This window comes from Pseudomonas sp. NMI760_13, from assembly GCF_021283245.1.
In the GTDB taxonomy this organism is placed as follows: Bacteria; Pseudomonadota; Gammaproteobacteria; order Pseudomonadales; family Pseudomonadaceae; genus Aquipseudomonas; species Aquipseudomonas peradeniyensis.
In genome coordinates this window covers 1-26823 of record NZ_JAJSRC010000035.1, presented here as the reverse complement: position 1 = coordinate 26823, position 26823 = coordinate 1, and the positions used below count along the sequence as shown (strand labels likewise).

Annotated in this window: 33 protein-coding genes; 19 read left to right on the top strand and 14 right to left on the bottom strand. The window is 58.3% G+C overall.

All coding sequences use genetic code 11. The features are described 5' to 3' along the window. Positions 1-12: 12 nt before the first annotated feature. The 8 genes from LU671_RS25730 to LU671_RS25700 are packed head-to-tail and all read right to left on the bottom strand — an operon-like array spanning position 13 to position 6289. Complete coding sequence (locus tag LU671_RS25730) at positions 13-687, bottom strand: type IV secretion system protein (protein WP_028691937.1); 675 nt, start codon at positions 685-687, stop codon at positions 13-15. After that, positions 687-1550, bottom strand: coding sequence for a type IV secretion system protein (locus LU671_RS25725; RefSeq protein WP_028691936.1), 864 nt, complete (start codon positions 1548-1550; stop codon positions 687-689). Before LU671_RS25725 ends, LU671_RS25730 begins: the two co-directional genes overlap by 1 nt. Next, on the bottom strand, positions 1538-1930 hold the full coding sequence (locus LU671_RS25720) for a hypothetical protein (protein ID WP_028691935.1): 393 nt from the start codon (positions 1928-1930) through the stop codon (positions 1538-1540). The genes LU671_RS25725 and LU671_RS25720 overlap by 13 nt, the downstream gene beginning before the upstream one ends. Beyond that, entirely contained in the window at positions 1923-2135 is a 213-nt protein-coding gene (locus LU671_RS25715) for a hypothetical protein (protein WP_028691934.1), read from the bottom strand. Before LU671_RS25715 ends, LU671_RS25720 begins: the two co-directional genes overlap by 8 nt. A gap of 27 nt (positions 2136-2162) precedes the next feature. Continuing rightward, positions 2163-2855, bottom strand: coding sequence for a type IV secretion system protein (locus LU671_RS25710; RefSeq protein ID WP_036986392.1), 693 nt, complete (start codon positions 2853-2855; stop codon positions 2163-2165). Beyond that, positions 2852-5536 (bottom strand): type VI secretion protein, encoded by a 2685-nt coding sequence (locus LU671_RS25705; protein ID WP_054890149.1) that lies wholly within the window; start codon positions 5534-5536, stop codon positions 2852-2854. Before LU671_RS25705 ends, LU671_RS25710 begins: the two co-directional genes overlap by 4 nt. After that, positions 5523-5819, bottom strand: a complete 297-nt coding sequence (locus tag LU671_RS29825) for a VirB3 family type IV secretion system protein (RefSeq protein WP_011005967.1) — start codon at positions 5817-5819, stop codon at positions 5523-5525. Before LU671_RS29825 ends, LU671_RS25705 begins: the two co-directional genes overlap by 14 nt. Positions 5820-5827: 8 nt before the next feature. Then, a complete protein-coding gene (locus LU671_RS25700) occupies positions 5828-6289 on the bottom strand; it encodes a TrbC/VirB2 family protein (protein ID WP_047710201.1) in 462 nt (153 codons plus the stop codon). 1003 nt (positions 6290-7292) lie between these two features. On the opposite strand from LU671_RS25700, the gene LU671_RS25695 reads away from it, so the two are divergent. From LU671_RS25695 to LU671_RS25650, 10 genes are all read left to right on the top strand, one after another. Next, positions 7293-8060, top strand: a complete 768-nt coding sequence (locus LU671_RS25695) for a ParA family protein (protein ID WP_028691931.1) — start codon at positions 7293-7295, stop codon at positions 8058-8060. A 10-nt stretch (positions 8061-8070) separates the two neighbouring features. Further along, positions 8071-9015 (top strand): ParB/RepB/Spo0J family partition protein, encoded by a 945-nt coding sequence (locus tag LU671_RS25690; RefSeq protein WP_028691930.1) that lies wholly within the window; start codon positions 8071-8073, stop codon positions 9013-9015. Then, the gene (locus LU671_RS25685) at positions 9012-9362 is read left to right on the top strand and encodes a TrfB-related DNA-binding protein (RefSeq protein ID WP_028691929.1); all 351 of its coding nucleotides are present in this window, start codon (positions 9012-9014) and stop codon (positions 9360-9362) included. The genes LU671_RS25690 and LU671_RS25685 overlap by 4 nt, the downstream gene beginning before the upstream one ends. Next, positions 9359-9766 carry a hypothetical protein gene (locus LU671_RS25680; protein ID WP_232857344.1) on the top strand — a complete coding sequence of 136 codons (408 nt, stop codon included), beginning with the start codon at positions 9359-9361 and terminating at the stop codon, positions 9764-9766. The genes LU671_RS25685 and LU671_RS25680 overlap by 4 nt, the downstream gene beginning before the upstream one ends. Positions 9767-10023: 257 nt before the next feature. Continuing rightward, positions 10024-10659: a recombinase family protein gene (locus LU671_RS25675; RefSeq protein WP_028691927.1), complete on the top strand. Its 636-nt coding sequence runs from the start codon at positions 10024-10026 to the stop codon at positions 10657-10659. 456 nt (positions 10660-11115) lie between these two features. Beyond that, a complete protein-coding gene (locus LU671_RS25670) occupies positions 11116-11673 on the top strand; it encodes a helix-turn-helix domain-containing protein (RefSeq protein ID WP_051555726.1) in 558 nt (185 codons plus the stop codon). A gap of 28 nt (positions 11674-11701) precedes the next feature. Continuing rightward, on the top strand, positions 11702-11992 hold the full coding sequence (locus LU671_RS25665; RefSeq protein WP_051555725.1) for a hypothetical protein: 291 nt from the start codon (positions 11702-11704) through the stop codon (positions 11990-11992). Further along, positions 11985-12530 (top strand): hypothetical protein, encoded by a 546-nt coding sequence (locus tag LU671_RS25660; protein ID WP_036986388.1) that lies wholly within the window; start codon positions 11985-11987, stop codon positions 12528-12530. The genes LU671_RS25665 and LU671_RS25660 overlap by 8 nt, the downstream gene beginning before the upstream one ends. Positions 12531-12669: 139 nt before the next feature. Continuing rightward, positions 12670-13941: a DUF1173 family protein gene (locus tag LU671_RS25655; RefSeq protein ID WP_028691925.1), complete on the top strand. Its 1272-nt coding sequence runs from the start codon at positions 12670-12672 to the stop codon at positions 13939-13941. 1 nt (position 13942) lies between these two features. Further along, positions 13943-14692, top strand: a complete 750-nt coding sequence (locus LU671_RS25650; RefSeq protein WP_226342966.1) for a hypothetical protein — start codon at positions 13943-13945, stop codon at positions 14690-14692. 16 nt (positions 14693-14708) lie between these two features. Here the strand turns inward: LU671_RS25650 and LU671_RS25645 are convergent, their stop codons facing one another. The 6 genes from LU671_RS25645 to LU671_RS25620 form a co-directional block, all read right to left on the bottom strand. Then, complete coding sequence (locus LU671_RS25645) at positions 14709-15992, bottom strand: Y-family DNA polymerase (protein WP_028691924.1); 1284 nt, start codon at positions 15990-15992, stop codon at positions 14709-14711. Next, a complete protein-coding gene (locus tag LU671_RS25640; RefSeq protein WP_028691923.1) occupies positions 15982-16410 on the bottom strand; it encodes a LexA family protein in 429 nt (142 codons plus the stop codon). Before LU671_RS25640 ends, LU671_RS25645 begins: the two co-directional genes overlap by 11 nt. A gap of 2068 nt (positions 16411-18478) precedes the next feature. Continuing rightward, entirely contained in the window at positions 18479-18802 is a 324-nt protein-coding gene (locus tag LU671_RS25635; protein ID WP_028692297.1) for a hypothetical protein, read from the bottom strand. Between the two features lie 294 nt (positions 18803-19096). Next, positions 19097-19318: a hypothetical protein gene (locus LU671_RS25630; RefSeq protein ID WP_028692296.1), complete on the bottom strand. Its 222-nt coding sequence runs from the start codon at positions 19316-19318 to the stop codon at positions 19097-19099. A gap of 19 nt (positions 19319-19337) precedes the next feature. After that, positions 19338-19637, bottom strand: coding sequence for an addiction module antidote protein (locus LU671_RS25625; RefSeq protein WP_028692295.1), 300 nt, complete (start codon positions 19635-19637; stop codon positions 19338-19340). Next, positions 19634-19936, bottom strand: a complete 303-nt coding sequence (locus tag LU671_RS25620; protein ID WP_028692294.1) for a type II toxin-antitoxin system RelE/ParE family toxin — start codon at positions 19934-19936, stop codon at positions 19634-19636. The genes LU671_RS25625 and LU671_RS25620 overlap by 4 nt, the downstream gene beginning before the upstream one ends. 202 nt (positions 19937-20138) lie before the next feature. On the opposite strand from LU671_RS25620, the gene LU671_RS25615 reads away from it, so the two are divergent. From LU671_RS25615 to LU671_RS25575, 9 genes are all read left to right on the top strand, one after another. Continuing rightward, on the top strand, positions 20139-20918 hold the full coding sequence (locus LU671_RS25615; protein ID WP_028692293.1) for a DUF4942 domain-containing protein: 780 nt from the start codon (positions 20139-20141) through the stop codon (positions 20916-20918). Between the two features lie 152 nt (positions 20919-21070). Next, positions 21071-21439 carry a hypothetical protein gene (locus LU671_RS25610; protein WP_028692292.1) on the top strand — a complete coding sequence of 123 codons (369 nt, stop codon included), beginning with the start codon at positions 21071-21073 and terminating at the stop codon, positions 21437-21439. Positions 21440-21525: 86 nt separating this feature from the next. Next, the gene (locus LU671_RS25605) at positions 21526-21783 is read left to right on the top strand and encodes a theronine dehydrogenase (protein WP_258544309.1); all 258 of its coding nucleotides are present in this window, start codon (positions 21526-21528) and stop codon (positions 21781-21783) included. Between the two features lie 337 nt (positions 21784-22120). Next, positions 22121-23212, top strand: a complete 1092-nt coding sequence (locus LU671_RS25600; protein WP_051555741.1) for a hypothetical protein — start codon at positions 22121-22123, stop codon at positions 23210-23212. A gap of 145 nt (positions 23213-23357) precedes the next feature. Beyond that, entirely contained in the window at positions 23358-23600 is a 243-nt protein-coding gene (locus LU671_RS25595; RefSeq protein WP_028692289.1) for a hypothetical protein, read from the top strand. A 51-nt stretch (positions 23601-23651) separates the two neighbouring features. After that, positions 23652-25334 (top strand): DNA cytosine methyltransferase, encoded by a 1683-nt coding sequence (locus tag LU671_RS25590; protein WP_028692288.1) that lies wholly within the window; start codon positions 23652-23654, stop codon positions 25332-25334. Positions 25335-25420: 86 nt separating this feature from the next. Beyond that, positions 25421-25642: a hypothetical protein gene (locus tag LU671_RS25585; RefSeq protein WP_028692287.1), complete on the top strand. Its 222-nt coding sequence runs from the start codon at positions 25421-25423 to the stop codon at positions 25640-25642. Between the two features lie 3 nt (positions 25643-25645). Then, complete coding sequence (locus tag LU671_RS25580) at positions 25646-26086, top strand: hypothetical protein (RefSeq protein WP_028692286.1); 441 nt, start codon at positions 25646-25648, stop codon at positions 26084-26086. A gap of 11 nt (positions 26087-26097) precedes the next feature. Beyond that, positions 26098-26361: a hypothetical protein gene (locus LU671_RS25575; protein WP_134998160.1), complete on the top strand. Its 264-nt coding sequence runs from the start codon at positions 26098-26100 to the stop codon at positions 26359-26361. Positions 26362-26823: the final 462 nt, after the last annotated feature.

Sequence of the window (26823 nt, the reverse complement as noted above, 5' to 3'; positions counted from 1 at the left end):
CAGTTCAGCGAATTACCGGCGGCTCAGTTCTTCGCTCTTGCGATACACAGTGGCCAGCGTGCCAAAAGGGTTTTCCCAGCGATCCCCAAGGGCACGGGGTACCAAAGTATGCGCAATCTTGATGGTTGCAAGGTAACGACGTTCAACCGGTTCCTTGTCACCCCATTTATGGGTAATTGACTTGAAGGAAACTTGGTATTCATCGCCAACTTTATTCATCAAGTACGGCTGCCCTTCGATCCAATCGTTTTCACCCAGCAGAACATAGGGGTTCTGCGGGTTTTCCGGGTTGGTGACTTCCTCATACTCCCGGGCAACTTGCTGCGTCTGGTAGGTATGGCAGGTATCGGACAACTGCTGCTTACGTTTGGGGTCAAAGGTTTCACATGCGCGGATCATGTCGAATAGGGTTTTCTCGATGATCGCTTGTTCCTGATCAACGTTGTCCTGGTCGATGACGCGCTGTTTCAGGACCTCGCCGTCAGCTCCTAGTACCGTGACGACCGGAATGTAGGTCTTGGAATTCGCCAAGCTTGCCACGGCGAATCCAAGGCCCAAGATCACAGCTGCCTGCACCCCCTGGAAAAACAGCGAACGGTTACGCTCTTGGCGAGTCTTGTTGCCCTCGACTTCACGCTTACGACGGGCTTTTTCAGCCTTATCAAATTGCTTGTCTTGTTTGTCCATTATTTACGAACCCCTAAAGTACGCAGTGCCATCAGCACCAGCGATGAACCACCAACAGCCGCGCCCGATGACAATGCTGCTGCCCAACCGCGCACCTGCAGCATGCAAATGATCATGACACCCTCAACAATCACCAACTGGCCCCATTGCTGCGCAGTGATCAGGGCGGCATCTGTAACAGTTGCCGTTGCGGCCACTTCTTTGATTGCATCCCCGAACACGGAATAACCAAAACGGACAACAGCAATCGACAGGATGTAGATCAATGAGAAGTTCAGCATCTTGCTAAACCAGTTCATTGCCCACTGGCGCACCGCATCAAAGAAGATAAAGCCAATCATGATCGGTAGTATCGCCATGACGATTGCTGCACCAAACTTGGCAATCAGCATGTTCAGCACAGCCGCGATAAACAGGATGCAGTTCAGCACAAACAGGCCGGTCCCCATCAAGATCATCGCTGCCTGCCGCCAGCTGACATTCATCAGCGTACTGGCGACCTTGCCAATATCGACGTAAAGCGCATCGAGCATGGAGTTCGTGCTTACGCCGCCGCTCATGATCTTTGACGCGATACTTTCGGTCCAAGCGCCCCAGGCCTGATAAAGAACCGTCCCGCCTGCGGACCAGTTCAGGCAGGTAAACACCAGGGCGGTCAACATGGCCCGCTTGACGATATCCCAGCCTTTGACTGAAACATGGCCGTTGTACATCTGCAGACCCAAAGCGACCCAGTAGCCCACCGCCAGAGTCCATACCAGCGGCTCTACCATGCTGGCCAGGTTGGGGAAGACCTCACTGACAAAGGAAGTGGTTACTTCATCAGTGGCCCCAACCAGGCCTTGTAACGTCAGCTGCGCCATGGATTCCCGGCCCCGTATACGGTCTTGAAGTGGGAGATCACTTCGGGCGACCGGAAGTCCTCAGCACTCAAGGCAGCTCCGGTTTGGGCCTTGATCTCCTGCGCGGTTTTGTCGATGCAGCCTTTCACCAGACCGCCGTTGTACGACGGGTTTTGCATGTAGATCTCGGCAAAGCAGGTGCCAGGGAACCAGCCTGCTACATCGTCTTTGGTTGCTTTCAGCAAAGGATTGCCGGTTTGCACCTCGACTACCGGCGCCGCTTCGTCCTCCGGCGTAGAGCTGAAATTGATGTTGGTGACATTGACGTAGATGATCGACGCCGCCGCAAAGCCGACCACGCCCACGCAGATGATGTTGGTCAGGGTGAAGAACTTACGCATTGCGGGACTCCTTGTGCTGGATGACAAATGGGGTGAATTCACAGGCGCATGGCGACTTGTCGATGGTGCCGCTGTTGGTAACGCAACCCGAGGCGGCAGACACCAGCACCAGGACCAGCAGGAACTTGCCAAGCTTCCAGGTCAGCCAGAGCGGCCCCCAAGCCGGGAAGGTGATTACCTTGAGGATCAGCCAGAGCGCATTCATAGGGTTCTCCTTTCTCGCATGCGAGAATCAGTTTTCGTCTTTCCAGCGGAAGAACTGTTCGTTCTGTGCCGTAGCCTGGTTTTCCTGGTTGGCCAGGTTCGCTTGCAGGTTCATGTTCAGGGCCTGCAGCTTCGATTGGGCCGAGGTCAACATGCCGTTTTCAGTGGCGATGCGGTTCTGCAGGTCGGCAGCATCCTTGGCGTTGGTCGTCAGGTCCACTTGCTGGGACAGGGTGGCCAAGTTGTTCAGATGGACCTGCACTTCGCTGTAAAGCGCATCACCTGCGGACAGCGCAGCCACAACCGAGTTAGAACTGAGCTGGTAGTCCTTGGCACGATTGCTTTCCGGTGCGGTGAACAGCTCCTGCGGCAACGTGTTGATCAACTGCTCGTAGTAGCTCTGCTTGCTTCCGTAAGCGCCGCTGTTCTGCCGAGACACCACCTCTTGCCAAGAGCCAGGTACGACCGAGGCCGAGTTAATCGACTCGTTCAGGCCAATCGCGCCACGACCGTAAGCACCCTGCAGGTTGTTCAGGATGTTGCCCTGCGTCTCGTACTGGTCTTTCAGCGTCTGGTACTGCTGCTGCAGCACAGCCAGGTTCTGCGCCAGAGCCGCCCAGGTGCCGGCGTCACCAGTCGGCACACCGACTGCGTGCGCTTGGCCACTAATGGCCATGGATACGGCGACTGCCAAGCCGAGTTTCTTGATAGTTGTCATCATCGAACCGCCTTCAAGTTGTGGGTGTTTTTGGCCTTGGCTTCCTGCATGAACACAGGTACCCAGACCGCTGGATCGTCGGTGCCAAGGCGCTCGATGATCTGATCCATCAGGGCGACACCAACGTCATTCGAGGACAGGACCGGGATAAAGTCGGACAGGTCCTCATCAGGGTTATCCGACGAGAGATCGAAACAAGCCCGCACCGATTCCCGACCACGACGGATCAAGAATTTGTGTTCCTTCGGGTTGAGCTTGCGTAGCCATTCCCGCTCGGCCACCGTCAGGTTTTCATGGTCTTCATCTTTCACCTGGTCGCTGGCCAGGTAGATCTTGGTGACGGTCTGCTTATCGATGGAGTCCGTTTCGCTGCGGAAATACTTGGCATCCGGCGTCACGAAGATAATCAGCCCGTTCTTACGGCGGATCTGCATGATGAAGTTGTCGATTTTCTTGCGCCAAAACTCGTTCTTGACCAGGTTCTGGCCTTCTTCCAGCACCAGGATGAACGGGCGGCCATTCATGGCCTGCTCGATCCGATGCAGCGGGTAGCTCATCACGACAGGCAGCTCGGGACGGGCTTCCCCCCCCTTGAGCAGCTCCATCATTTCAAAGCAGTAGTGCCGCGCTTGCGAGAAGTCGATGGAGTCCTCGGCATTGTCGAACACACCCGCATTAGCGCCGGTAACACCTTTGGCGCCATGCCAGATGGCCATAATGTCGGCCAGCTCGCCCTGGCCGTAGGTCCAGACCACATTACGCAGGCGGCGATCAGCAAGCGGCAGACCGTAGTTCTCCTCCACTGCTGCCTTGAACCGGGTAATGTCTTCGGCACTGGTCGGCGTCGAGGCGTAGCACTCGCGCATCTGTACTTGCCAATCAACCAGGTACGCACGGTTCTCCGGCGTATCGGGCAGCTTGAGCGGGTTCCAGCGCATGTTGCTGTGCGGGGAAAGTGTGGTGTGAACGCCGCCCATAGCCTTCATGAACACCTTTGCCCCAAAGCGGTTGTCGAACCAGAACACCAGCGGCTCAGCCTTGTCTGCCTCGGAAACCAGCAGGGTCAGCAGCGTGGTTTTACCCATGCCGGTATCAGCCGCCATGCCTAAGTGGCCCGCTACCATGCCTTCCATTTCACGGTGGAAATTGAAGTTGTATTGCGTGTAGCTCTCCGTCTCAAAGGCGGTGATCGCAGGCCCCCACAGGTTGCCATCGCGACGGCCCCGGGCGTAGTTGTGCAAGGATGCAAACCCGGCGAAGTTGCTGGACTTGATCTTGCCGCGTCGACCGATCAGCGCTTCTTTCTGGCCCGGTAGTTGCGACCAGAAGAAGGTTTCCAGAGCGAACCATTCACGCACTGGCTTGACCAGCATTTCAACGAAGCAACCTTCCACCAGGCCAACCGCATGATCCAGGCGCTTGCGGTTGATCTCCCGGTTTGCCTCGGTAGTCATCGGCAGCGATGGCACATGCACGAAAATGGTCAGGTGATGCGCACCATTGACCGCATTGCCACGGCGGAGGTCGCTGATACCTTGTTTCAGTTCCTTCTGGTCGTCCTCAGAAATGTTGTGCTTGTCGTCCACGGTCATGCGACGGGTTTCATCCAGCATCCCCTGCTCAGCCTCAATCCGGTTCTGGAAGGTGAACGACTGGGTGATGATGAACTCCACCGGCTGCTGCAGGAACTTGTCGAGCATGCGCGACGGTGTACGGCGCGGCCATTCGCCCATGCTTAGCATCGCGCCGATTTTCGACTCGGTGCTGCCACGGATCTCGCACATGTTGGCCAGGACCCGGAAATTCAGCCGGGCGTATGGCAGCGACTCTCTGATCAGCAGGTCCGATACGGGCACCTTGCGGTTGTCGAGGTTGATCAGGTAGTTGAAGAAACTGCTCAGCTCGCAGAATTCCTCACCCAGGAAGTCATGCACGGCTTCCGCTTCGTAGACTTCGTGATCACCAACCGTTGCCTTGAAGTCATGCCACTGCAGCTGGAAACGCTGCACGGCGTTGAACGCAGTTTCACGATCAATACGGCCCATACGCGGCTCAGGATGACGCTGCACCCGTAGCCGGCGAGTACCGTAGTCAGCCAGGCTACGCAGCACCAGGTTGGAGGCCTTGTAGAGCGAGTCGGCCATCGCATCCAGCGATTCCGCTTCATTCTTAGTGGCCTCGGTACCGGTCATCAGCGCGATAGCCCGATCCATCAGACCTGGCATACCCGCACGAAAACGCCTTCTTACCAACGAAATGTAGATGTCGTTGATGTAGAAACCACGGCTCTCGTAGCGCTGGCGAAGACGCTTGTTGAACTGCTGGGAGAACCAGGTACCGCCTACGCCATCAGGAAAGTCGGTCACCTTGCGGCGCACGAACGTGACGTAGACAGTCAGGTCACTGCTTGCGATGGTGCGGAACACAGTGTTGCGCTGCTGCTCGAAGCGCTTGATCTGCTCGGCGGAAAGCGAGTCGAACAAGAGGCCGTCCACTTTGATGACTTGAACCAGCGCTTCCTCGCTGGTGATAACGGTTTCGTCATCGTAGTGAACGTCATACGGCACCATTGCGCTCACCAGCATTTCATCATCATCCAATGCCGCAGCTTCTGGATGCTGAACGCCAAGCGAAAGATCCATATTTCGCGTCAGCTTTTTGAATGCTTTATCAACGAGGCGCATAACTGCGATACCCCCAAAGTTTGCGTAACCGCGATGCCTTCAAGTTACTTGCTGCCTGTAGAACTCCGAATAGATATACGTCTTTACTGCATATCCAATACGAAATGACAAACAAGACTGGGATAAGACCCAACGGGTACAGTGATCGAATCAACAGTGCTAACAGCACGGGTGCTATCAGACTTATAAGAATGCTCGACAATGTGAATGGTCCGACCATTGAAGGCCGGGCCATTGCCAATACGAGCACTTCACCTTCTTCAAGGTCGTCGTACTCGGCCATCGCTTACCTCACTTCAGTGCGGTTTGCGCACCGGTTTTGATGGTATCGACCAGGTTTGGCGAGAAGAACACCAGGAACACGCCGGCAACAGCCCAGCCGAACTGGCCCCACGACATGCGCCCCGACTTGGCCTGGAAGCCGCAGAACGCAATGGCTGCGATGCCCAGGTAGTAGCCGATATCAAAGATGAGGAAGGACACTACGTCCTTGGCCAGGTTTTTCAGGCCGCTGAAATCCATTGCCGCGTTGGCGATTTCAGGGAGGATTGCGAAGGAGAACAGCGACCCCAACACTGCGATCTTGGTGGCCTTGGCCATCCAGTCATCGCGCATCAATGCCTTGTGCGATGGAGTCTTTTGCGAGAGAACTTGTTTCAGAGTTGCAGTGGCTTTGTCCTTGAGCCAGGTCCGCCAGGTTTGTTTGTCGTTGATACCTACGTTGCGTTGAGTTTTGCGAGCAGAGAGTTGCATACCATTGCCTCTTTGATCATGACGGGGAACCCCCGTACGTTACGGTTATTGCCTTATTAGGATTGTTAGGGCAGGTATCCTTTATGAAGTCGATAGCAGTATCGGCATTCTTAAATAACCGTGTTTTCCCTAACGAGGTTACTACGTTGAAGCGTTGTCCCGTTGAAGGGCTCTCAATGATTAATTCCCATTTCCGACCGTCGCTATCCTGCCTTTCATTAAGGATCACTCGGTAATCCGGCTGGGCGACGGCGAAAACCGCCAGATCTTTCTTCTCTAGGCTCTGCATCTCTTCCCCTGGGCAGCTCTTGGCCAAATACAGGGGCGATACTGGAGTCCTCTTCGATTTTGTTCTAGATCCCACCTCGCATTTCTTCCCTCTTTCGAGTTTTGATCCATGAAATCCGTGTTTCGTGGTTTAAGATATGCCTTTCATTTCACGAAATCAAGGTTTCACTGTGAGAAATATCGGATCCATCACATTCGGCGACGAACGGCCAAGCCCCTGGCTAACGCCTGGTAAGGGTGTGATTTGAATAGGTCTTTGATTTGAAAAGGAAATATCCATATTTCTGGCATCTGCAATGCACGGACGCCGGCTTCGTGCCGGGTAACAAGGTGTTTCGGGGATGAGACACCTCGCGCAGAAGACAACGAGAAATAGGTTTTGCTCAGATTGCCCGACGAACGGTCTAGGACGAGCTTTGGAGGGTGGTCAGGTGGCAGCTGGGAGCCGCCCCGAACTGCCACCCTGGCCAACAGGATCTGTACGCAAGGAAACCATCCCGTACGACACATGTTGACGTGCGCGCAGTGTAGCAACTCCCTTCCCTACCTTTCTCGCATGCGAGAAAGCCACAGCGCTGATCCGTGACCCTTATCAATTTCCCGCATGCGAGAAAATCTAGTAAACCCTTTTTAGGGGTTGACTATGGGGTTTACTGATGCAAGCATGATCCCACGTTCAATCCACTGCTCCACCGGAGATCATAGGAAGGTCACCATGAAACGCACTGCCGTTGCGAACCAAAAGGGTGGCGTTGGCAAAACCACCCTTGAAGCCCACCTGGCCTGCTATGCAGCAGAACAAGGTAAACGTGTGCTTGTACTCGACCTGGACGAAAGCGACCTGTCGCAGTTCTTCCCCCCTATCGAGGATGGCGACGATACGCCCTACCTCATGGCCAGTCAGCTTTTCACTGACGAGCACGCCGGCTTCGTCCCCCGCCAGGTTGCGCCCAACATCTGGCTTATCGAGGCCGACGTAGCGCTGCTGGATGTGGATGATATGGAGCTGGACGTTGTAACCAATCTCGCCAAGGCTCTGGACCGCTTCAATGACGAGTTCGACCTTTGCTTGATCGATACTCCGCCGAACCTGCAGCGCCGCATGATTGCCGCCCTAGCGGCTTCTGATTCAGTTGTCACTCCGTTCAACATCAGCGCATTCACCCTGGCTCGCATGCCGAAGCTGATGGCCACAATTGAAACTGTGCAGGATCAATACAACCCGGGCCTGCGTTTCCTAGGTTTCTTGCCGAACCTCATCAATAGCCGCTCAAGCGAAGAACTGGAGATCTTGCCGAGCCTTCGCGAGGAACACGGCGAGGCCATGTTCAACGAACAAATCACCCACCGCCCCTGCATCAACAAATCTCTGGCAGCCGGCAACCCTGTGTGGCGTAAAGCTCGCAGCGGGAGTCAGCGGGATGCGGGTAAAGAAATGAAACGGGCCTGCGCAGCGGTGCTTAGCAAGGTCTTTGCGGAGTGAGGATTGAATCATGACGGAGAAGAAAAACTCCTTTGGTCGTGCAGTTGCGGCGACGGCCAAAAAGCTTTCTGACTTTCAAAAGCGCCCGGCCAATGAAGGTGCGCTGATTGAAAAGGTCAACCCTGGCGAAATCGAGTGTGTGAAGCAGATCCGTAGCCAAGACAACCCAGGATTCTCTGACGAATCGCTACGGGAACTGGCGGACGACATTCTGGTAAACGGCCAGATCGAACCCTGCGTAATACGACCGCACCCAAACCCTGAGTCAGGCTTCAAGTACCTGATGGTTGCCGGTGAACGCCGTTATAGGGCGTGCATCATTGCGGGTGTGCTGGTCGAAGTGACGGTGAAAGACCTTACCGATGCTCAAGCGAAGCGCATTCAGCGGTCCGAAAACGTTCACAGCGAAAACCTCACTCAGCTGGAACTGGCACTTGCCCTGCAGGAAGACAAGGACAGGCTCGGCACCCTGGAGAAGGTCGCTGCTGAATGGTCCAAAGGGATCAACTGGGTGGCTGAACGCCTTTCCTATCTGGTGAACGTCACCAAGGAAGGCGCAGGCCGCGAGGCGGTCGCTCGTGGCATCACTGCGGATATCTCGACGGTCAACGATATCAGCCGCCTCGATAAACTGGACCCGCAAGCTGCTGCGGATCTATTGGAGCGCGCAGAGGGCAATGAAGACCTGAATCTCCGCCAGGAGGTCCGCACCACATTGCGCAACACCAAAGCCCTCCGCGTACATAACGGCGGATCCAAGAAAGGATCCGAAAAAGGCGCACCGGGGAACTCGACCCAGCAAACCCTGCTCGATGACCAGTTGGGCAAACTGCGCGAGGCAAACGCTGTGCTTTCAGCACAGGTGGAAACGCTCACCTCGGAAAACACCTACCTCAAGGCCGAGTTGGAGAAAGCCCGTGCGCAGCTGGCCGAGCGATGGAAAGGCTCTGAATGACCGCCCGGCATCCTGACCAGGACCTGCGGATCCCCCGAGAGGAATTCGAGCGGATCCGCACCAAGTCGAAAATGCACTCACGCAGCCTCGACGTAGCCTTCGAGATCCTGGTCGAAGGCAAGGGCCTTGTCGCGGTCGCCAATGCGCACGGACTTACCAAGCAGCGCGCCTTGGCCATCCGCGACAAGATCTATTCCAGTTACCTGACACAGACCCCGGAGGGCTGGCGGTGCGCGCAGATCTGCGCACCTGCCGAAATGATTGATCGCTTCGTGCTGGAGGCCGACGCCGAACGGCTTCGGTACTGGCAGACACATTCCATGACCACCAAGGACGTTGAACCATGACCACCCCAACCGATAAGGATCTCGCCCAGCTGCTGCAGCCATTGCAGGAAAGCTTGGCGGGTATCAACCGTTCACTGCGTACGTTGGCCGATACCCGGCTGCTCGAAATCTTCGGCCCTGAGCTGTCAGACCGAAAGAAATGGACTGAGCAGTTGAAGCACGCGCACCAAGAGGATGACCAGGCGCTGTTTGATCTGCGTCAGGCCGGAGAACAGGGCCGATACCCAGGCGGATATGACCAATGGGTCAAAGACTTCGGCGAGGAAGAAGCCAAGAAGCTGGCAGCACCCGTGGTAAGCGCTTTGGAACATCGAAAAGTTACCTCGGCAGAACTGGCCGAGTTGGAAGCCGCTCAACCTCTCTTGGCGCAGTTGTATCGCGAATTCAGCAAACTGCAAGGCTGATCCAGGTCCCTGGAGTGACGAATGGACCGGTCCCTAAAGTGACGAATTGACTGACATTGCGCCCACGGGCTAGGCGGCTGGCCAGGCGCCCAACCCTCGCATTCGTCACTTCGGGGACCGGGAAACTATATCGTCACAAATGGGTATACCCCATATGGCACAGATATGCCCTGCCCTACCCCTTCGGCGCAGAAACAAAAAAAACACCCATTCTGATACACTGATTTGAGTACACCCATACTGATACGGTATCCCCAATGTTCATCCGCGCTTACCTACGAGCTTCGACCGATGATCAAGACGCTAGCCGCGCCCGTGATCAGCTGGAAGCATTCGTCGCCGGCTTCGGCCTCGCCATTGCAGCCAGTTACATGGAGAACGCCAGCGGCTCGCATGCCAACCGACCCGAGCTGATCCGGCTATTGAAAGATTCAAGGCGGGGCGATGTGTTGCTGGTGGAGAGTATCGATCGACTATCGCGCATGGGTGATCAGGATTGGCGGGAACTCAAGGGCGCGATAGACCAGCGAGGTTTGCGTATCGTCGCCATCGATCTGCCGACCAGCCATCAGGGCATGACATTGCCCACCAACGATGAATTCACAGATCGCATGCTGTCGGCCATCAACTACATGATGATCGACATGATGGCGGCAATTGCCCGTAAGGACTATCAGCAGCGCCGGGAGCGACAGCACCAGGGCATCGTCAAAGCAAAGGCGGCAGGTGTGTACAAGGGCCGGCCCGTGGACGAGGATCTGCGTAAGCGTGTGCGCGAGCTGCTGGGTGCCAACCTCGGGATCCGCGCCACGGCCCGCCATGCCAACTGTTCAACCACAACTGTCATGCGTATTCGTGACGAGCTTTCAGTCGAGCCGGTCGGGAATGGTTGACTAGCGCAGGCGAAGCCGGAGTCTGTCAGCCATTCACGACTGGCCGCCGCCGGCCAGGCGACTTTGAGGCCCTAACAGCCAATGCAAATGGAGCAAGCGTTAGGAGATCATAAGAACCACGACTACAAGCCCTTGTAATACGCGGCCTGCAGGGCAGCACCTCGCTCATAGTATGCACGAACCTCCGATCATGATCCGTGAGCGACCATCGCTCACTATCTATGACCTACCCCTAGCTCATTATCCGTGAGCTAGGTTAGCTCACCGTATGAGCTACCCCCCCTCCATGAGCTACCCCTAGCTCATTGGTGAGAGATATCGCACAAGATTTGAGAGATAACGTGCAAGTATGAGCTACCCATCGCTCACCATATGAGCTAGGGTATGCGTGACTCATGAACGATATCTGACAAATTTGCTCGATATCGATCAAGCAACAGCACTGTAGGAGGCCCAATGGCCAGTGACAATAACGAGATCCGCGCCTATGCGCAGCCTGCCCAGCGCGGCACTTGGGTGCAGACTGAACGCGCTGGCCACGAAGCATGGGCCGCGTTGACAGCGCAGGCGCCCCGCGCCGCCCAGTTGATGCACATCCTGGTGCAGCACATGGACAAGCAAGGCGCGCTCATTATCAGCCAGGCCACGCTGGCCAAACTGATGGAAACATCGGTGGCCACCACAAAACGCGCTATCGCCATTCTGACCAAGCACAACTGGATCCAGACCATCAGCGTAGGTGGCCAACGGGGTGGCACGCTCGCTTATGTGGTGAACAGCCGCATCGCTTGGGCCGACAAGCGGGACAATCTGCAGTACGCCCTATTCAACGCACGGGTGCTGGTTTCGACAGAGGACCAGGCCGATTTGGGCGATGCCAAGCTCAAGCAGCTGCCAACGATGGAAGACGGCGACATTCAATTGCCTGCAGGCCCTGGCATGGACCCACCCGCCCAGGAATCGCTGGACGGCATGTTGCCTGATATGCCGTCGATTCCACACAGCAACAGCTAACCGCGATCATCATTCAGGGAGATTCACGATGCCACAGCCAAGCAACAGGACTTTCGAAGAACAGGAGCTGCACGCCAAGGCCCAATGCTTCGACTGGAACAGCGATTACCCACATGGCGCCTTGGTCAGCTACGAAGAACTGTATGGCCAGGGTGAAACGCACCGCGACGAAACGCGAGGCAAAGCGTGGGTGATGTGTGGCCAAGCCGTGATTTTTGTTGCCGGTTTGTCCGGTGCGGTATCGCTCGACCACTGCACCGTCGTTGCGGCCCTGGAGGCCAAGCAAGAACCGGCAGCTGGGGAAGTCGATCATGTCTGACGAGCGCTATGCACAGCTGCAGCGGACGCTGATCGAATCCGCCAAGCAGCACCTGGTCGAGCTGACCGGTGCCTTGGCGCTGCCCAACGGCGTGGACCGCAATGAGGGTGTTTCTTCGGCCTGGTGGCAACTGACCGCCCTCACCCAGCTGACCAACTTCGACAGCGGACTGGACGAGGCGACCAAGCATGAACTGCGTGCCATCGATCAGTTAGCCATCCAGGCGACAACTCAGCCGGTAGACAAGGCACTGGTGGCCAGCGAGGCAGACAGTGAAATTGCAGCTGCGTTGGCTGATCCCACCAGCTCGCACTGGTTTAGGCACAGCTTGCAGCAAGCGTTACCGCGTGATCCGGTGGATGCGGTCAATGATGCCGAGTGGCTTTTCGAGTTGTTGAACAAGCGCTGCGTGGCCCAGCTGCAGGACGATCCTGCACCGCCAATGAACATGGCGTTTCGTACGGCTGATGGTCGCACCACGCAGATCGACATTGCACAGGCTACGCCAGTCATCGAGCTTGGCGACTTCAAGGCCTGATTTAGCCAGGCCCCAAAAAGACGAAACCCGCAGCACGGCAATGCTTGCGGGTTTCTAGGTTTTTGCGAAGGAGCAAAAATCCACCTGCTCATTGTACATCGAGCACGGGAGATTTCACAGCGACACGGAGGAAGCAGCTATGGCAGATCAACGGTATGCGGTAAGCATCGGGCTTGGCGAAAAGGCCGAGCAGTATTCGGAGGCTTACCAGACCCAGCCAAGCTATGCGGTGCAGTGGAAAGGCGTGCTGCAGAAGGCACACGGCCATGCCCTGGTCCGCTGCCTGTGCCCAGGCAAAGGCACGCGGAGGTTGGCCGTACGGCACAGGTCAGATAAGGATTCTTTCCACCTATCCCGCTATCCCCACACCGGCGCCGAGCATGCGCTTGATTGCCTGTACTACTCGCCCGACCCCGACAAGTCGGGCTTAGGCGCCTACAGCAAAGGCGTGGTCGAGGAAACCAAGGACGGTGACCTCAAGGTCAAACTCACCCTATCGCTGCGCAAGAAGGATCCGGCAGAAGTTCAGCCGATGGAGGGCACCGCCCCTGCCCCATCAAGCGGAAAGCCCACGAAGCCGGCGATGACCTTGGGTGGCCTGCTGCATCTGCTATGGAGCGAAGCGGGCCTCAATCAGTGGGTGCCAGGCATGGCCGGCAAGCGCGGCCTCGGGCTGATTCACAGTCGGCTGCAGCAAGCTGCCGACCGCATGCTGGCTTCGCGCATGAGGATTGGCGATGCCCTGGTCATTGCGACGAACTCAGCTGGCCAGCAGGCCGACGCCAACAGCCTCAAGGTGGCCAGCGCAATGAGGAACAGCCGCCGCTTGGTCGTCATTGCCCCGCTGGCCGGCTACTCCGAGGAACGCGAGCAGACCATGGACCGGTACATCACCATCACCGGCTTCAACGGCATTCCGCGTCTGTTCACTGACGGCGATCTTTGGCAGAGAACCGCCCGGAGCTACGAGGCTGCGTTGCGCGGTTGGCGTGAAGGGCGGCGCGTCATCGCTATTGTTCAGACCGATCAGCCCACCTCAGCCAGCAAAGCCCAAGCGCTCAACGTCGCCCTGATGGTCGTCAGTGATGAATGGATCCCCATTGAATCTGGCTACGAGGGTGTGATCGAGGCGCTGTTGCGCGAGCAAGGGCGCCGGTTCATCAAGCCCATGCGTTTCGATGCTGGGCAGGAGCAGGTCTTTCCCGATTTCTGGCTGATGGACGTCGGCGCCGGCAGAGAGGTGCCGATGGAAGTGTATGGCCGTCAGGATCCGAAGTACCTGGCCCGCAAGCAGGTCAAGTGCGCCTACTACGCCCAGCACTACGGGCCGACCGGGTGGTGGTCTTGGGATGCCAGTTCAGACCCGCGTGGCCTGAACATTCCAGCCTTCCCACCAGCTCGGCATCCGTAGCATGGCGACCGTCGACTGGGAGCTTGTGGGGCAAGCCCGGTGGTACGACTGCAAACTGGGCAAGCTCAAGGATGTTGAGCTTGCCCGTTTGATCGGGTCCACCCCGCACAGGATCCGGCGCCGCCGTGAGCAACTTGGGATTGCGCCCTGGTCGGTCGGCCAGATGATAGAACCCTACAAGAATCTGCTGGGATTTGCCCCCGACAGTGCAATCGCTGCGCGTTGTGGCGTCACCAACAAAAGTGTCAAAGCCTACCGCGAGTCGCTGGGCATTCTGCCGGTGTTCCGGCCCGCACCCCGCAAACAGGTGTTGCCGCTCAGTCATGACCTGCGGCCCTACAAATCGCTCTTTGGCTATGTCAGTGACCAGGAGATTGCCCGGTTGGCCAGCGTCGATCTGGCCATGGTTCAGGAAGTCCGCGAAGGACTGGGCTTTGAACCTGTGCAACCAATACCTGGTGACAGCCCCCCTACTCCCATTCCCGACTACCACGGCCCCTGGTTGGGTTATGAGTCACTGTTGGCGACCATGACCCCGACTGAAATTTGCCGGCAGGTTGGCGTGCCGTACCCAGTGATTGTGCAGCGCTGCGCTTTCTTGGGTATTCAACCCTATAAGCGTGTGTCTGTAGCGTCCCGCTACGACCACCTGTTAGGGAAGGTGCCAGATGCGTTGGTGGCCAAGCTTGCCGGAGTATCCCGTGCGAGCATTGGCGTACGCCGCAAGCGGCTGGCCAGCCGCAAAAGCTGATTCTCGCACGCGAGAATTACCGGCATTGTACCTTCCACAGCTGGTCCCAGCTGGTCATGTAACTGGGGCTTAGCAATGCTCGCCGCATGCCCCAATCCGGCGTCAGCGGGACAGCGGCAGTCCGCAAACAGTCGTGGCCCCATCGGCGGTTGATCTTGTCCATGGTAGCCATCAGAGCGTCCGAGCGCTCGGGTTGGCTCGGGCTGAACAGGTCCTGCGTGTACTCCCCCCGCTTGCGCAGATCCATCAGCAGCACCTCGGCCTTGCTGTAAGCAAAGCCGGGCCGATAGATCTCCCCTACCGCCTGCAGCGCGTATTTGGTCAGCTGCCGAACGTCATCCGTTGGGTATGCGGGTATGCAGGAGGCCGCGTTGGCGTACTTCGGCCCGTCGCCATGGAATGAAGTCTGGATGCCGATGCGCAGGGCACCGCACAGCGAGCGCTGCCGGCGCAGCTTCTCCGCGGCGCGGTGAATGTAGGTCGCCAGCGCCTCCTGCAGGCCCTGGAGCGTATGCACACGCTGGCCAAACATCCTGCTTGAGCAGATCGATTGCTTGGCAGGCGTGGACTGTTCAAGGTCCATGCAGGATTCGCCCTGCAGCTCCCTGATGGTCCGTTCAAGCACAACGCTGTACTTGCGGCCCATCGCTCGCGCTTCGGCCTGCGACAGCTCCCAGGCCGTGCTTATTCCGTCGCGGGCCAGGTTGTCACGCATACGGCGACCGATCCCCCACACTTCATCAACCGGCATTCGCCGGAGCAGCCATTCGACCGCCTCGGGCTTGCGCAGGTCGACCACGCCGCCTGTTTTCTCTCGCCACACTTTCGAGGCGTGCTGCGCCGCCTTTGCCAGGGTCTTCGTGTGGCCGATGCCTACTCCTACCGGTAGGGCAGTCCACTGCAGCACTCGGGCTTGAATCGCCCGGCCTACATCAATGATCGGCTCAGGTAGCCCGTCGAGTCGCACGAACAGTTCGTCAATCGAATACCGTTCCCAGTCCGGTACCAGGGATTCGATGGCCACACCCACGCGATGACTCAGCTCGCCATACAAGGTGTAATTGCTGCTGAAAACGGCGACGCCGTTCTGCTCCAAGAAGCCGCGCACCTTGAAGTAGGGGTCCCCCATCTTCAACCCAAGGGCTTTCGCCTCGTTCGTACGAGCCACGATGCAACCGTCCGAGTTGCTCAAAACAACGACTGGGCGTTGCCGCAGCTCCGGTCTGAAAATGCGCTCACAGCTGCAGTAGAACGAGTTCACATCCACCAGGCCGAAGACGGGCCGAGGTTCACTGTGCATGCTGCGTGAGATCCCAAGTCACGACCCCGAACACCTCGATGGTGCCGTACTCGCTGGGCGCGATGCTCTTGTACGCGGGGTTAGCCGATTCAAGAATCCAGCCTGCCGGCGACCTGGCCAGCCGCTTCACCAGCGGCTGGTTGTCGACGTAGGCCAGCACGATATGCCCAGCGCTGGGCGTGATCGAGCGGTCGACCACCAGGCGGCTCCCGTCGAAGATGCCGGCATCGCGCATGCTGTCGCCTTCTACCTGGACGATCCAGACATGCGGGGCGCGGATGTTCATCAGTTCATCCAGGGAAAGTGGTGGCTCGTAATAGTCAGCTGCTGGACTCGGAAAGCCGCCTGCAGCACAGCCGGCAAGCACCTGCAGCAGCTGATCGGAAGCCGCGAGGGGGAGGGGAGTAAGCGCGTTCATAAGGCACCGTGAATTACTGTATCCATATACAGTAATTCAGGTCGAGCGATGCGGCTAGAGCCGCTGGTATAAAAGGCTCAGCCCGCACCAGCGAAGGTATAGTCGTTCTCGGTCATGGTGTTCGTGCAAACCTGGTAACGAACTGCCTATGATAGGCGCTGCTACGCACCGAACGCCGAATTCACCGGCGAAGTCGGCGGCGAATTTCGGGCACAAAAAAACCGCCTGGACGGGCGGTTCGTTTGTGCGAATCGAATGGACGTTCGTTTCGCGGTTCGCTGATAGCGTCAACAAGGCCGATAGTAAATACAGTGGTACTGGTTGCGCAATAGCCGAACAGCGACCGGCGCAATGATCAAAATTGATCATCGGAAGATTCACCGAAGCGCCGAGTAAAGCGATCATCATTTTGGCTAACGCAATTTTTTTGGGAGTTTGAGCGAATATGCCCAGTTTATCAGCCTGTTGCCGCCACCTAGCGGCATTGCTGGGCATCGTCAAGCCCCCGTCGTCATTCGGAAAAATAAACTTCACAAACGCGTAAAAAGGCTTTTTTCGGTCATGGTTTTTGCGGTATGAAGTAGAGCACCGGGCGGCTTGCTGCCTTGGGGGGCCTTTCCACCGCGTCTGGACAACGCGCCGGGAATGGAGAGGGCCGATGAACACTCTGGTTCGCTGATAGCGTCAACACCCTTACGGGGCTGATCAGTGAAACCGTTGCACTGTCCGGTAAGTGCGGCGGGCCAGGGACCTACCTTTTTGGGGGTTCTATGAAAACGCTAAAGCGTCTCATAGAGGTGGTCAACGTGGCTGATTTCCTGGCCAAGCTGACAAACGTGTACAGGGCCTGGCTCTGGATTCGTGACCACCTTGATTGATTAGTAACACAGCTGTAGGCCCCGCTACTCGATGGCGGGGCTTTTTTTTGCCCGCTGGGGGGCCGATGCCGGCGAGCGAGCCGGATCACAGGCAAAAGAAAACCCGCGTTGGCCAGGCCGCAGCGGGTTCCTCCGTCAGTCAGGTGTTAGCCGTTCCAACTATCGCGGATCCACTCAACCAGGAGCTTTGCAACAACCTGGATGGTGAGATCTTTAAGGAATTTATGCATTCCAAGGACCCTCACGGTGCGGGCCTCTGTCTCTATCGCAGCTTTTCCGGAACACAGGCCGACGACGAGATAGCAAGTCAGATGATCTCTGCGAGACGCGGGCGGGGCTGATGTTAACCAGGGATCAAATCCGCGCGGATTCCTAGGCCCGCGTCCCCAGCAGTGTTTTGAATCTTTAGAACGGGGGCACCCCACCCGGTACAAACATGCCACAAACGACTGCCCGCGATATTACCGGCTCCGCTGTCGCTGTGCCATCACAAAAGGGGGCTGACCAGGCTTTTTTTGGGCGAAAAAAAACCGCCGTAGGAGGGCGGTTTTCTTCGGCATCGCGGTTAGGAGCCGCTTTGCCAGGTCTCGCAAAGATCATCTGACTGGGTTAATAGTCGCAAGAGTTGACAGGTATGGCAACTATTTTTTGAGCAATCCACCAGTAAACGCTGGGGGAAACGAGCCAGCGCGCCACGGGCGTGCCCCCATCCGGGGGGCGGCTGTCGTGAACCAAGCCCCGGCCAGAAGCACGCCGGGTCTTGGCCCTTCGGGCTTCCATCCTCACGCCTCCGGCCTTCGGCCTGCGCGCTCCGCTTGCCGGTCGTTCCATGGCAACCACTGCGGCTAGCTCAGCAACCATCGGTAGGAAGCGGACGCCCCAATGGCCTATCCGCCACCAGGCCTTGCCTGCAAGGGGCTTTCGCGGCATATCCTCGCTCGCTGCGCTCCCTGCGGTATTCCACGGTCCCCTTGCACGCGGCCTGGCTCTGGATAGTCCGGGCTTACCGCGTCCTACCGAAGGCTGCCGAGCAGATCCACCCAGCGGTGGCGCGCTTCCATTCCCAAAGAGCAGGGCGGCATCCGCTTCGCGGCTGCTGCTTTGAAAAGCGTTTGTTTCCCGCGCCCAAACGCTCGGCATTAAAGCAGATCTGCAAGAGCGCCTGCGGTCAAGCGCTCTGGACAGTTGATTCAGCCGATGAATACACGCACCAGGGGGCTGTCGAGAATGGAGACGTGCCGTGACAGCAAGCAGGCAAAAAGCCCCAGCGTGATCAGCGTATAGACGTAGCGGCGTTTTCTCTCCGGCGTCAGATCATCAGGGCTATCCGTCAACGCGGGGAACTCGCCATTTATGCCCTTGGGCACCATGACCAGGAACGCGAATAACACATAGTCCCAGCCAGTGAATCCAGGGTAGGGGGAATGTAGCGATGCCCACGCGGCGACGCCCACCCATACCGCCCAAGCGAGGGCGTAACGCGGCCTTTTGGTCATGCAAGCGATGTTTTCCATGTGCGTATTACTCCTTGTGTGGATGGTGCCTATTTCACGTAATAGCAGGGGTCTTGGGCACGGGCAGCTTTGGTTTTACCAGGTAGCTTGGCCATTGCCTCAGCCAGATCTCGCCAAGGAAACTGATGGTTTGGGGTTTGAAGGCTGCACCCGTATCCATGCACAAATATTCTGTCCGGCTCACTGGCTCGGGTTGCCATTCCGCATTCCTGGCAGGAAATGTCATCGCCAGAAAGTACCCATAGACGCGACCAGTCACGCAGTCTGTTGCTAAGGCTAATTCTCGGCATGGGCCTAACCTTTCCGCGTGGCCGAGCGACCATCTTTCCAGGTCATCCAGTAAAAAATGGCGATGCCCACAATGGCGCCGATAGGCCCAGCGCGCTCTATCCATGGGACTGAAACGGTAGGTAAGGCCAGGTTAAGGCCGATCACAATCATGGTGGCAACGAGCCACCCAAAGCCAGCTGCCACGGGTGTGAGCAAAATCCTTTTGACGATCAGATCCGTGTTCATAGCGACTCCTTTTGGGTTGTTAGTGTGCCGGTTCAACGTGCTTGCGTGTTGTCAGGTCCAGGCCAACGGCACGCATCACGGCCAGCAGGGTTTTCAAGGTCGGATTGCCCTTGTCCGAGAACGACCGGTAAAGGTGTTCGCGGGAAAGGCCAGATTCATTGGCAAGGGCGGTCATCCCTTTGGCGCGGGCCACGACACCCAGGCATTTTGCGATATAGGCCGCATCGCCTGTTTCGAATGCGTCCTCCATGAATACTGCGATGGACTCAGCATCGGTCAGCGCATCAGCGGGATCGTAGTCGTAAAATTGTTCTTTCATTCATCGTCACTCCACTGGCTGGCCAAGGACTTGGCGGTTTCGATATCCCGCGCTTGGCTGCTCTTGTCCCCACCACACAGCAACAGGACCAGCTGGTTACCGCGCTGCTGGAAATACACGCGGTAGCCGGGGCCGTGGTGGATACGCAGTTCGCTGATCCCTTGGCCCACTGGTTGAACGTCTCCAAGCAGACCATGCGCAACGCGGAAGACTCGCGCAGCGATGATGGCTTTGGCCTGCTTGTCTCGCAGCTTGCGTTCCCAGTTCCTGTACGTGGCGGTTTGTTTAATTGTCTTCATGGGATTGATTGTAGCTTATAAATCACGATTGAACAAGGTTCTCGCATGCGAGAAAGTCAATTTATGGTAAATATAGATTTGACCTAGAGTTGACGCAAGCAATTTCTTTTGGGATACTGAATCCGTCGAAGCAATCCCGCTTAGACAAGCCTGGAACCAGCGGCGGCAACCGCTCCGGGCACGTTGCGAAGGAGTCAGAACAATGTCTATTTTCAAAGAGTTGGCGCTACCTACTACGCTGGACGATCTGCTAACTGCCCGCGAGGAAGCGCTGCGCCTGATGGCAGATGCACGCCGCACACTTGAGATGGCCGAGGAAGTCCTAGCGCCTCATGGTCGCTATCTGATGCCTCACGCCGGGAAAATCAGGGAAGACCAGGACAGGGTGCGCCGCGAACTGGACACCTCCCTATGGCGCCGGGCGTTCGATATGACCGGCTTTAAACAGCTCATGGACGCGGAGGCCGTCGCGGAGTTTGAGAAAAGCCTTTGCCCATCCCCGCCTGAATTCACCGCATCGACAATTAGCGCGACGTTCATTGACCTGCGCATAAACGCCGAATCGATGTTCCAGCGTGGGGTTTTCAATGTGTTCCGGTATCTATCTGACGACTACCGCACAAACGCTAAAGAGCCGTTCCGCATCGGCCCGAAAGTCATCATGGAAGGCATGGTCGAATCTTCGTTCACAAGTGGTCTTTGCATCCGGTACGGTTCGTGGGCAAAAGACAAGCTGAATGACCTTGATAGGGTATTTCAAACGCTCGATGGCAAGCCCTTCCAGCCTCACGCATTGACCTCAGCTATGGATGCTGCCTTTCAGGCTGGGGAAGTGTTCGAGAACGAGATCTACCGGGCTAAAGCCTTCAAGAAAGGCACGCTCCATCTGGAGTTCCTGCGCCTGGATCTGCTGGATAAGGTGAACGAGCAGATAGCTGAATACTATGCCGGCAACGTCCTTCCAGACGCTCGGGCTGCGTAGCAAGTGGAATATACTATCAGTCAAATTAGATTTGACTGATAGTTGACTTATGCAAGCCCCTTTGCGATACTAACCAGGTCGAAGCAATACCGCTTCAACAGCCCGGAACCAGCGGCGGCAACCGCTCCGGGCACGTTGCGAAGGAGATTTCCATGAGCGCCTATATCGTCGACCGTTTCCATATTTCCGCCATCCTCATGTTCGGCTGCACCGGCAAGCCCGATGCGACGACCTACCAAATCCTGGCCGACCAGGGCCAGCAACTGCTGGACGAAAACCTGCGCTCGGTTCGTGCGCGCTATCCGGGCGAAACCTTCAGGGCCGAACTGTTCGGGCTGGATGAAACCGTGCGCAAACCCACCCCCCTTGAAGCCCTCAAGCTCATTCAATGCCTGGAGTACCAGTCGAACCAAAATCGCGACTACTACGCGACCGAGGCATTCCGCACCCTGCACAGCATCCGCCAAGCGGCCCAGCGCAAGCTGCCGGGTTGGGATCAGGCACAGTGGGACTTTGCGTGATGGCCACCCAGCAGGTAGCGCCGCCCATGTGGCGCTACTCCCTACGCTGGTGTATGCCTCACCTGCCTTGCCCTGGCGCCTTTGAGTTGCTGGTGATCGAGGCGCCGGCAGGGCAGAAGCTCCCCGAGGAAATGCGCAAGGCGTGGGAGGCCCGCCCAGCAGGCTATGGCGTCTGCCTGGACTTCCCAGCCTCGCAAGCGGTGAGGCGCTGGAGCGACGAGGCCAAGGGCAAGGTACGGCGCAAGAACCTTGAGCGGCGGATAGAGAAACAAGCGCCATTGTTCGCGGATGAATTGATTGCCCGCGAGCTGGCCCAGCGACCCACCTATTTCGAAGGCAAGTAACCCTAGCCGGTACACGCGGCGGCAACCGCTCCGGCACTGCGAAGGAGAAACCCCAATGCCTAGCTATCGAGTTGTATGGACTGTTGATGTTGACGTTGAAGGCGACCACCGGGCGGCAGCACAGGCGTGTGCCCGCCACTACTTCCAATCGCGTATTGCAGATGGTGATCCCGACAGCGCCTGCGTGTTTGAGGTGACAGGACCGAACAACAGGGCGGCCATAGTCGATCTGGCCCCCAGCTTGTGCGACCTGATAGGCGACGACACCGAGTAATCACCCCCACAGTGCCCGGATCCAGCGGCGGCAACCGCTCCGGGCACTTGCGAAGGAGCACGCATGAACGCGATCAGCCGCGGCTGTCCACTGGACAGCGCTCAGCCCATTTTATCCCTGGCCCAGGTCGAGGCCCTGCGCACTGCGTTGGCAGGGCGGCTGCTGGCCGTCTGTTTCGGATCTGGCGTGGACTCCACGGCCATGCTGGTAGCTCTGCACGCGGCAGGGTTGCGCCCGGATATCATCACCTTTGCCGACACTGGCGCAGAGAAGCCCGAGACGCTGGCCCACATCGAGGCGATGGATTCCGTACTGCGGGCGTGGGGCTGGCCGACTGTCAGCGTGTGCCGGAAAAAGCCCAAGCCGACCACTGAATACCAGGATCTGTACGGCAACTGCATGGCCAACGAAACGTTGCCTAGCCTGGCCTTTGGCATGAAGTCCTGTTCGGTGAAGTGGAAGCAGGTGCCCCAGGATCAGTTTCTCAAGGGCGCTCGCTCCGGCCCCAACGCCAGGTCCCCCCACCCACTTTGGAAGCATGCCCAGGCAACCGGGCAGCGCATCGTCAAGCTGATCGGGTATGACTGCGGCAAAGCCGACCTGCGCCGGTCTAAGGCGATCAAACCAGCCGACGCCGACTTCGATTATGTCTATCCCTTGCAACTGGTCCGCTGGACCCGGCGCGATTGCGTACGGTCGATCACCCAGGCCCTCGGTGCGGACCTGGTGCCGATCAAATCGGCCTGCTTTTTCTGCCCAGCTTCCAAGCACTGGGAGCTGTATTGGCTTGCCGCGAATCACCCGGATCTGCTGGAGCGTGCCCTGTTGCTGGAACGCAACGCGCTCACCGGCAAGCACAGTCGTTTCGACGCGGTGCAGTTCGGTGCCTCATGGGAAGACCTGGTGCGCAATGCCGATGGATTCCCCAGCACGACGACCACGGTAGGGCTGGGCCGTAGCTTCGCCTGGAATCAGTGGGCACGGGTCAACGACGTTGTGGACGAGGGTTTCAACGTCAAGCGCACCGCTACTGATCGAGCACGGTTCGCCAAGCTATCCGACACCCTGCGAGATCCTGACAACGCCTTGGACTCACGCACACCAGGAATACCCGTGGTCGACATCACCGCCGAGCAGATGGAGCTATGGCAGTAATCAACTTACGGTCACATTAGATTTGACCAATAGTTGACAGTAGGTTTTGCTTTTGCGATACTGGGTACGTCGAAGCAATCCTGCTTCGACAGCCTGGAACCAGCGGCGGCAACCGCTCCGGGCACACAGCGAAGGAGATTCACCAATGGCTATCGAAACCCACCTGTTCTATTTCAGCTCAGCCGCGCAGCTGCGCGAGTTCGCCGGCTTCACCGTCGAGCCATCCCACCAGGCCCGCCCAGGGCAAGACCCCGCCACCGTCACCATGTACACCGTCGTCGCTCAGCGTTCCGGCATCGGCCAGCGCGAAGTCATCGCGGAGTTCCCGCTGGAACTGCACGCCGAGATCTTCCGCGATATGGCCGAGGCAACTGCCCGCGCCCTCTGACCACAGCCCCGCCCGGACCTGGTGTCCGGGCATTCGTGACGGATGACGAACATGCTTACAAGGTATGTGCTCAAGCACTTTCATTTCTGCTGCGGGCTTGGCGGCGGCGCCAAGGGTTTCAACCAGAACAAAGAGGTAGTTGGCCACCTGCAGGCAGAATGGCGCTGCATTGGCGGCGTCGATGTGGACGCCGGCGCGCTGCGCGACTTCGACCGCTTGGCCGGCGTACCAGGTACACAAATGGACCTGTTCACCCGCGAGCAGTACACCGCCTTTCATGGCAAGGAGCCGCCCGCCGAATGGCGAGAGGCTACGCCGGCAGACATACGCCGCGCTGCGGGCTTCCAGGATCCCGATGTGGTGTTCATCAGCAGCCCCTGCAAGGGGGCTTCTGGCTTGTTGTCCGAGGCTTTGAGCCTCACCCCCAAATATCAGGCCCTCAATGAACTGACGTTGCGCTGCGTGTGGCTCATGTGCGAAGCCTGGCAGCACAACCCGGTGAGCCTGATCGTGTTCGAGAATGTGCCACGCCTGGCCACCCGTGGTCGCCACCTGCTCGATCAGATCGTCCAGGTGCTGAACTTCTTCGGCTATGCCGTGAATGAGACAACCCACGACTGCGGGGAGCTGGGCGGGTTGGCCCAAAGCCGCAAGCGCTTCCTGTTGGTGGCCCGGCACGTCGAGAAGGTGCCGCCGTTCCTCTATGAGCCGGAGAAAAAGTCCCTGCAATCGGTCGGTGCTGTTCTTGGCCGCATGCCGCTGCCGGGCGATATCGAGCGCGCCGGCCCGATGCACCGCGTTCCTGCACTGCAATGGAAAACGTGGGTACGCCTTGCCCTGGTCGAGGCCGGTAAGGACTGGCGCAGCCTCGATCAGTTGGCCATCGAAGATGGCTACCTGCGCGACTTTGTGATTGTGCCGGAAGCATTCTCCGGTTATCTCGGCGTGCGCGGCTGGGGTGATTCAGTGGGCACGGTCGCCGGTCAAACTGGCCCCACCAATGGCGCATTTTCCGTCGCAGATCCGCGCAGCCCAGCCAGTGCCGCGCAGTACCAACAATATGGCGTACGGCGCTGGGAGGACCCGAGCGGCGCAATCATCGGCATCAAGTCGCCAGGGCAGGGCACGTTTAGCGTGGCAGATCCGCGTGGTGCAGCTGGTGGCCATGGCAAATACAACGTGACCCGCTGGGATGGTGCCGCACGTACGGTCATTGCAGGCAGCACGACAGGGCAGGGCGCCTTTGCAGTACAAGACCCACGCCCAGGATTACGGCGAGTGAAAGGCGATGCCTACCTCACCGGGGGGCATTATGGCGTGGTGCCGTGGGAGGGCCTGGCCGGCGCTGTTTCCGCCAGTGCGCGCTTGGACAATGGCCGGTGGAGCGTGGCAGATCCGCGTATGCCAGCCGCGAATGATCGGTTGACCTGCGTGATTCAGAGCCTCGACGGAACCTGGCACCGGCCATTCACCACCCTGGAAATGGCCGCGCTGCAAAGCCTGGTCGACCCGGAGGAAATGCTTGAGCTGGACGGCTTGAGCGATCAGGCGTGGCGCGAGCGGATCGGTAATGCCGTGCCGCCAAAAGCCGCCGAGGCTATTGCAGGCGTCATGGCCCAAACCCTCCTGCTGGCAAAGCAGGGCGAAACCTTCTTGCTCAGCCACATGCCGGTGTGGGTACGACCTGTTGCGGTCGGCCTATCGCTGGCCAGCAACCTCGACAAGGCAGCATAACGACTGGCGCCCCGCCCGGGGCGCCTCACCTTCCCGGTCAAGACGGCGGCAACCGTCCCCGGGAAACCACGCGAAGGAGATACACCATGTTCCGCGATCTCACCATGAGCAAAGCCCAACGTTCCAGCCAGGCCCTGCATACCGCTGCGCGCTTGGCAGAGCATCGGAAGAAGTGGTATTCAGCCGCCGAGCTGTACGAAGCCGCCGCGTCACTCTGGCCAGGTAAGGGCATCAGTTTGATGCGTCGTGCCGAACAGTGCCGCTCCCTGGTTGTCGATGCCAGCGATGAAATGGATTTTGAGGATTGAGCCATGGACGAACGAACGGAACAGGAATTGACCGCGTACCTCGATGTGCTGCTGTGGCTGGAGACGGCTTCGGTTGCCGAGATCGAGGGGGCTTTGTCGGTGGCCACCGCTCCCGCCCGCGAGGATCTGGAGCTGGGTATTCAGTGCCTGATGGACTCGGATCGGCCCGGCCTGGCCAACTACTTCCCGAACCTGGTAAACCGGCCCACCTCCCTCAATGAGATCCGCCAAAAGTTCTCAGCGATGGCCCAGTCCATGGATCAGTTGGAGGATTCGTTGCGTCGGCGGCGAACCGATCCGACCTATCCCCTCATGGGTTACGGCGCTGTACTCGGTACATTGGCCAAGCTGCAGTACCTCAACAAAATCACACCGTCGCAGCGCGAGCTGCTGCTCAGCGAGCTGGCCAGCCTCAAAGGCGGCGGGCTGCGCCTGGACAACTGACGAGGCTCGCCATGAAACGCAAGACCAAACGGCGCAACTGGCTACCCGTGGTTCTCTGTGCGATTGCCGGTGTAGGTCTTTTGACGGTTGAAATGCTCGCTTCGCGGCATATGCTTCAACGCCGGCTTGATCAGAAGTACCAGGAAAAAGTGCGTTATCTGCAGGAGCATCCACCGACCACCACTCGCATCGAAATATTGGTGCCGGATGCTGCATCCTCCATGACGCCGAAACGCATTGATGAAGCGCTGCATCCGGCTGGACGGACCCAGTAAGGTGCAGTCCTGTGCGTGCCCCCTCCGGGGGGCGGCTGTCGTGAACCAAGCCCCGGCCAGAAGCACGCCGGGTCTTGGCCCTTCGGGCTTCCATCCTCACGCCTCCGGCCTTCGGCCTGCGCGCTCCGCTTGCCGGTCGTTCCATGGCAACCACTGCGGCTAGCTCAGCAACCATCGGTAGGAAGCGGACGCCCCAATGGCCTATCCGCCACCAGGCCTTGCCTGCAAGGGGCTTTCGCGGCATATCCTCACTCGCTGCGCTCCCTGCGGTATTCCACGGTCCCCTTGCACGCGGCCTGGCTCTGGATAGTCCTGGCTTACCGCGTCCTACCGAAGGCTGCCGAGCAGATCCACCCAGCGGTGGCGCGCTTCCATTCCCAAAGAGCAGGGCGGCATCCGCTTCGCGGCTGCTGCTTTGAAAAGCGTTTGTTTCCCGCGCCCAAACGCTCGGCATTAAAGCAG

Bases quoted from the DNA above. Each gene is read 5' to 3' on its own strand.
- LU671_RS25600 (WP_051555741.1), top strand. From the start codon at position 22,121: ATGAACGCGATCAGCCGCGGCTGTCCACTGGACAGCGCTCAGCCCATT.
- LU671_RS25595 (WP_028692289.1), top strand. From the start codon at position 23,358: ATGGCTATCGAAACCCACCTGTTCTATTTCAGCTCAGCCGCGCAGCTG.
- LU671_RS25615 (WP_028692293.1), top strand. From the start codon at position 20,139: ATGTCTATTTTCAAAGAGTTGGCGCTACCTACTACGCTGGACGATCTG.
- LU671_RS25670 (WP_051555726.1), top strand. From the start codon at position 11,116: ATGGCCAGTGACAATAACGAGATCCGCGCCTATGCGCAGCCTGCCCAG.
- LU671_RS25700 (WP_047710201.1), bottom strand. From the start codon at position 6,289: ATGCAACTCTCTGCTCGCAAAACTCAACGCAACGTAGGTATCAACGAC.
- LU671_RS29825 (WP_011005967.1), bottom strand. From the start codon at position 5,819: ATGGCCGAGTACGACGACCTTGAAGAAGGTGAAGTGCTCGTATTGGCA.
- LU671_RS25655 (WP_028691925.1), top strand. From the start codon at position 12,670: ATGGCAGATCAACGGTATGCGGTAAGCATCGGGCTTGGCGAAAAGGCC.
- LU671_RS25585 (WP_028692287.1), top strand. From the start codon at position 25,421: ATGTTCCGCGATCTCACCATGAGCAAAGCCCAACGTTCCAGCCAGGCC.
- LU671_RS25620 (WP_028692294.1), bottom strand. From the start codon at position 19,936: ATGAAGACAATTAAACAAACCGCCACGTACAGGAACTGGGAACGCAAG.
- LU671_RS25690 (WP_028691930.1), top strand. From the start codon at position 8,071: ATGACGGAGAAGAAAAACTCCTTTGGTCGTGCAGTTGCGGCGACGGCC.
- LU671_RS25625 (WP_028692295.1), bottom strand. From the start codon at position 19,637: ATGAAAGAACAATTTTACGACTACGATCCCGCTGATGCGCTGACCGAT.
- LU671_RS25665 (WP_051555725.1), top strand. From the start codon at position 11,702: ATGCCACAGCCAAGCAACAGGACTTTCGAAGAACAGGAGCTGCACGCC.
- LU671_RS25675 (WP_028691927.1), top strand. From the start codon at position 10,024: ATGTTCATCCGCGCTTACCTACGAGCTTCGACCGATGATCAAGACGCT.
- LU671_RS25705 (WP_054890149.1), bottom strand. From the start codon at position 5,536: ATGCGCCTCGTTGATAAAGCATTCAAAAAGCTGACGCGAAATATGGAT.
- LU671_RS25710 (WP_036986392.1), bottom strand. From the start codon at position 2,855: ATGATGACAACTATCAAGAAACTCGGCTTGGCAGTCGCCGTATCCATG.
- LU671_RS25730 (WP_028691937.1), bottom strand. From the start codon at position 687: ATGGACAAACAAGACAAGCAATTTGATAAGGCTGAAAAAGCCCGTCGT.
- LU671_RS25660 (WP_036986388.1), top strand. From the start codon at position 11,985: ATGTCTGACGAGCGCTATGCACAGCTGCAGCGGACGCTGATCGAATCC.
- LU671_RS25590 (WP_028692288.1), top strand. From the start codon at position 23,652: ATGCTTACAAGGTATGTGCTCAAGCACTTTCATTTCTGCTGCGGGCTT.
- LU671_RS25650 (WP_226342966.1), top strand. From the start codon at position 13,943: ATGGCGACCGTCGACTGGGAGCTTGTGGGGCAAGCCCGGTGGTACGAC.
- LU671_RS25685 (WP_028691929.1), top strand. From the start codon at position 9,012: ATGACCGCCCGGCATCCTGACCAGGACCTGCGGATCCCCCGAGAGGAA.
- LU671_RS25630 (WP_028692296.1), bottom strand. From the start codon at position 19,318: ATGAACACGGATCTGATCGTCAAAAGGATTTTGCTCACACCCGTGGCA.
- LU671_RS25575 (WP_134998160.1), top strand. From the start codon at position 26,098: ATGAAACGCAAGACCAAACGGCGCAACTGGCTACCCGTGGTTCTCTGT.
- LU671_RS25715 (WP_028691934.1), bottom strand. From the start codon at position 2,135: ATGAATGCGCTCTGGCTGATCCTCAAGGTAATCACCTTCCCGGCTTGG.
- LU671_RS25645 (WP_028691924.1), bottom strand. From the start codon at position 15,992: ATGCACAGTGAACCTCGGCCCGTCTTCGGCCTGGTGGATGTGAACTCG.
- LU671_RS25635 (WP_028692297.1), bottom strand. From the start codon at position 18,802: ATGGAAAACATCGCTTGCATGACCAAAAGGCCGCGTTACGCCCTCGCT.
- LU671_RS25640 (WP_028691923.1), bottom strand. From the start codon at position 16,410: ATGAACGCGCTTACTCCCCTCCCCCTCGCGGCTTCCGATCAGCTGCTG.
- LU671_RS25695 (WP_028691931.1), top strand. From the start codon at position 7,293: ATGAAACGCACTGCCGTTGCGAACCAAAAGGGTGGCGTTGGCAAAACC.
- LU671_RS25720 (WP_028691935.1), bottom strand. From the start codon at position 1,930: ATGCGTAAGTTCTTCACCCTGACCAACATCATCTGCGTGGGCGTGGTC.
- LU671_RS25610 (WP_028692292.1), top strand. From the start codon at position 21,071: ATGAGCGCCTATATCGTCGACCGTTTCCATATTTCCGCCATCCTCATG.
- LU671_RS25580 (WP_028692286.1), top strand. From the start codon at position 25,646: ATGGACGAACGAACGGAACAGGAATTGACCGCGTACCTCGATGTGCTG.
- LU671_RS25680 (WP_232857344.1), top strand. From the start codon at position 9,359: ATGACCACCCCAACCGATAAGGATCTCGCCCAGCTGCTGCAGCCATTG.
- LU671_RS25725 (WP_028691936.1), bottom strand. From the start codon at position 1,550: ATGGCGCAGCTGACGTTACAAGGCCTGGTTGGGGCCACTGATGAAGTA.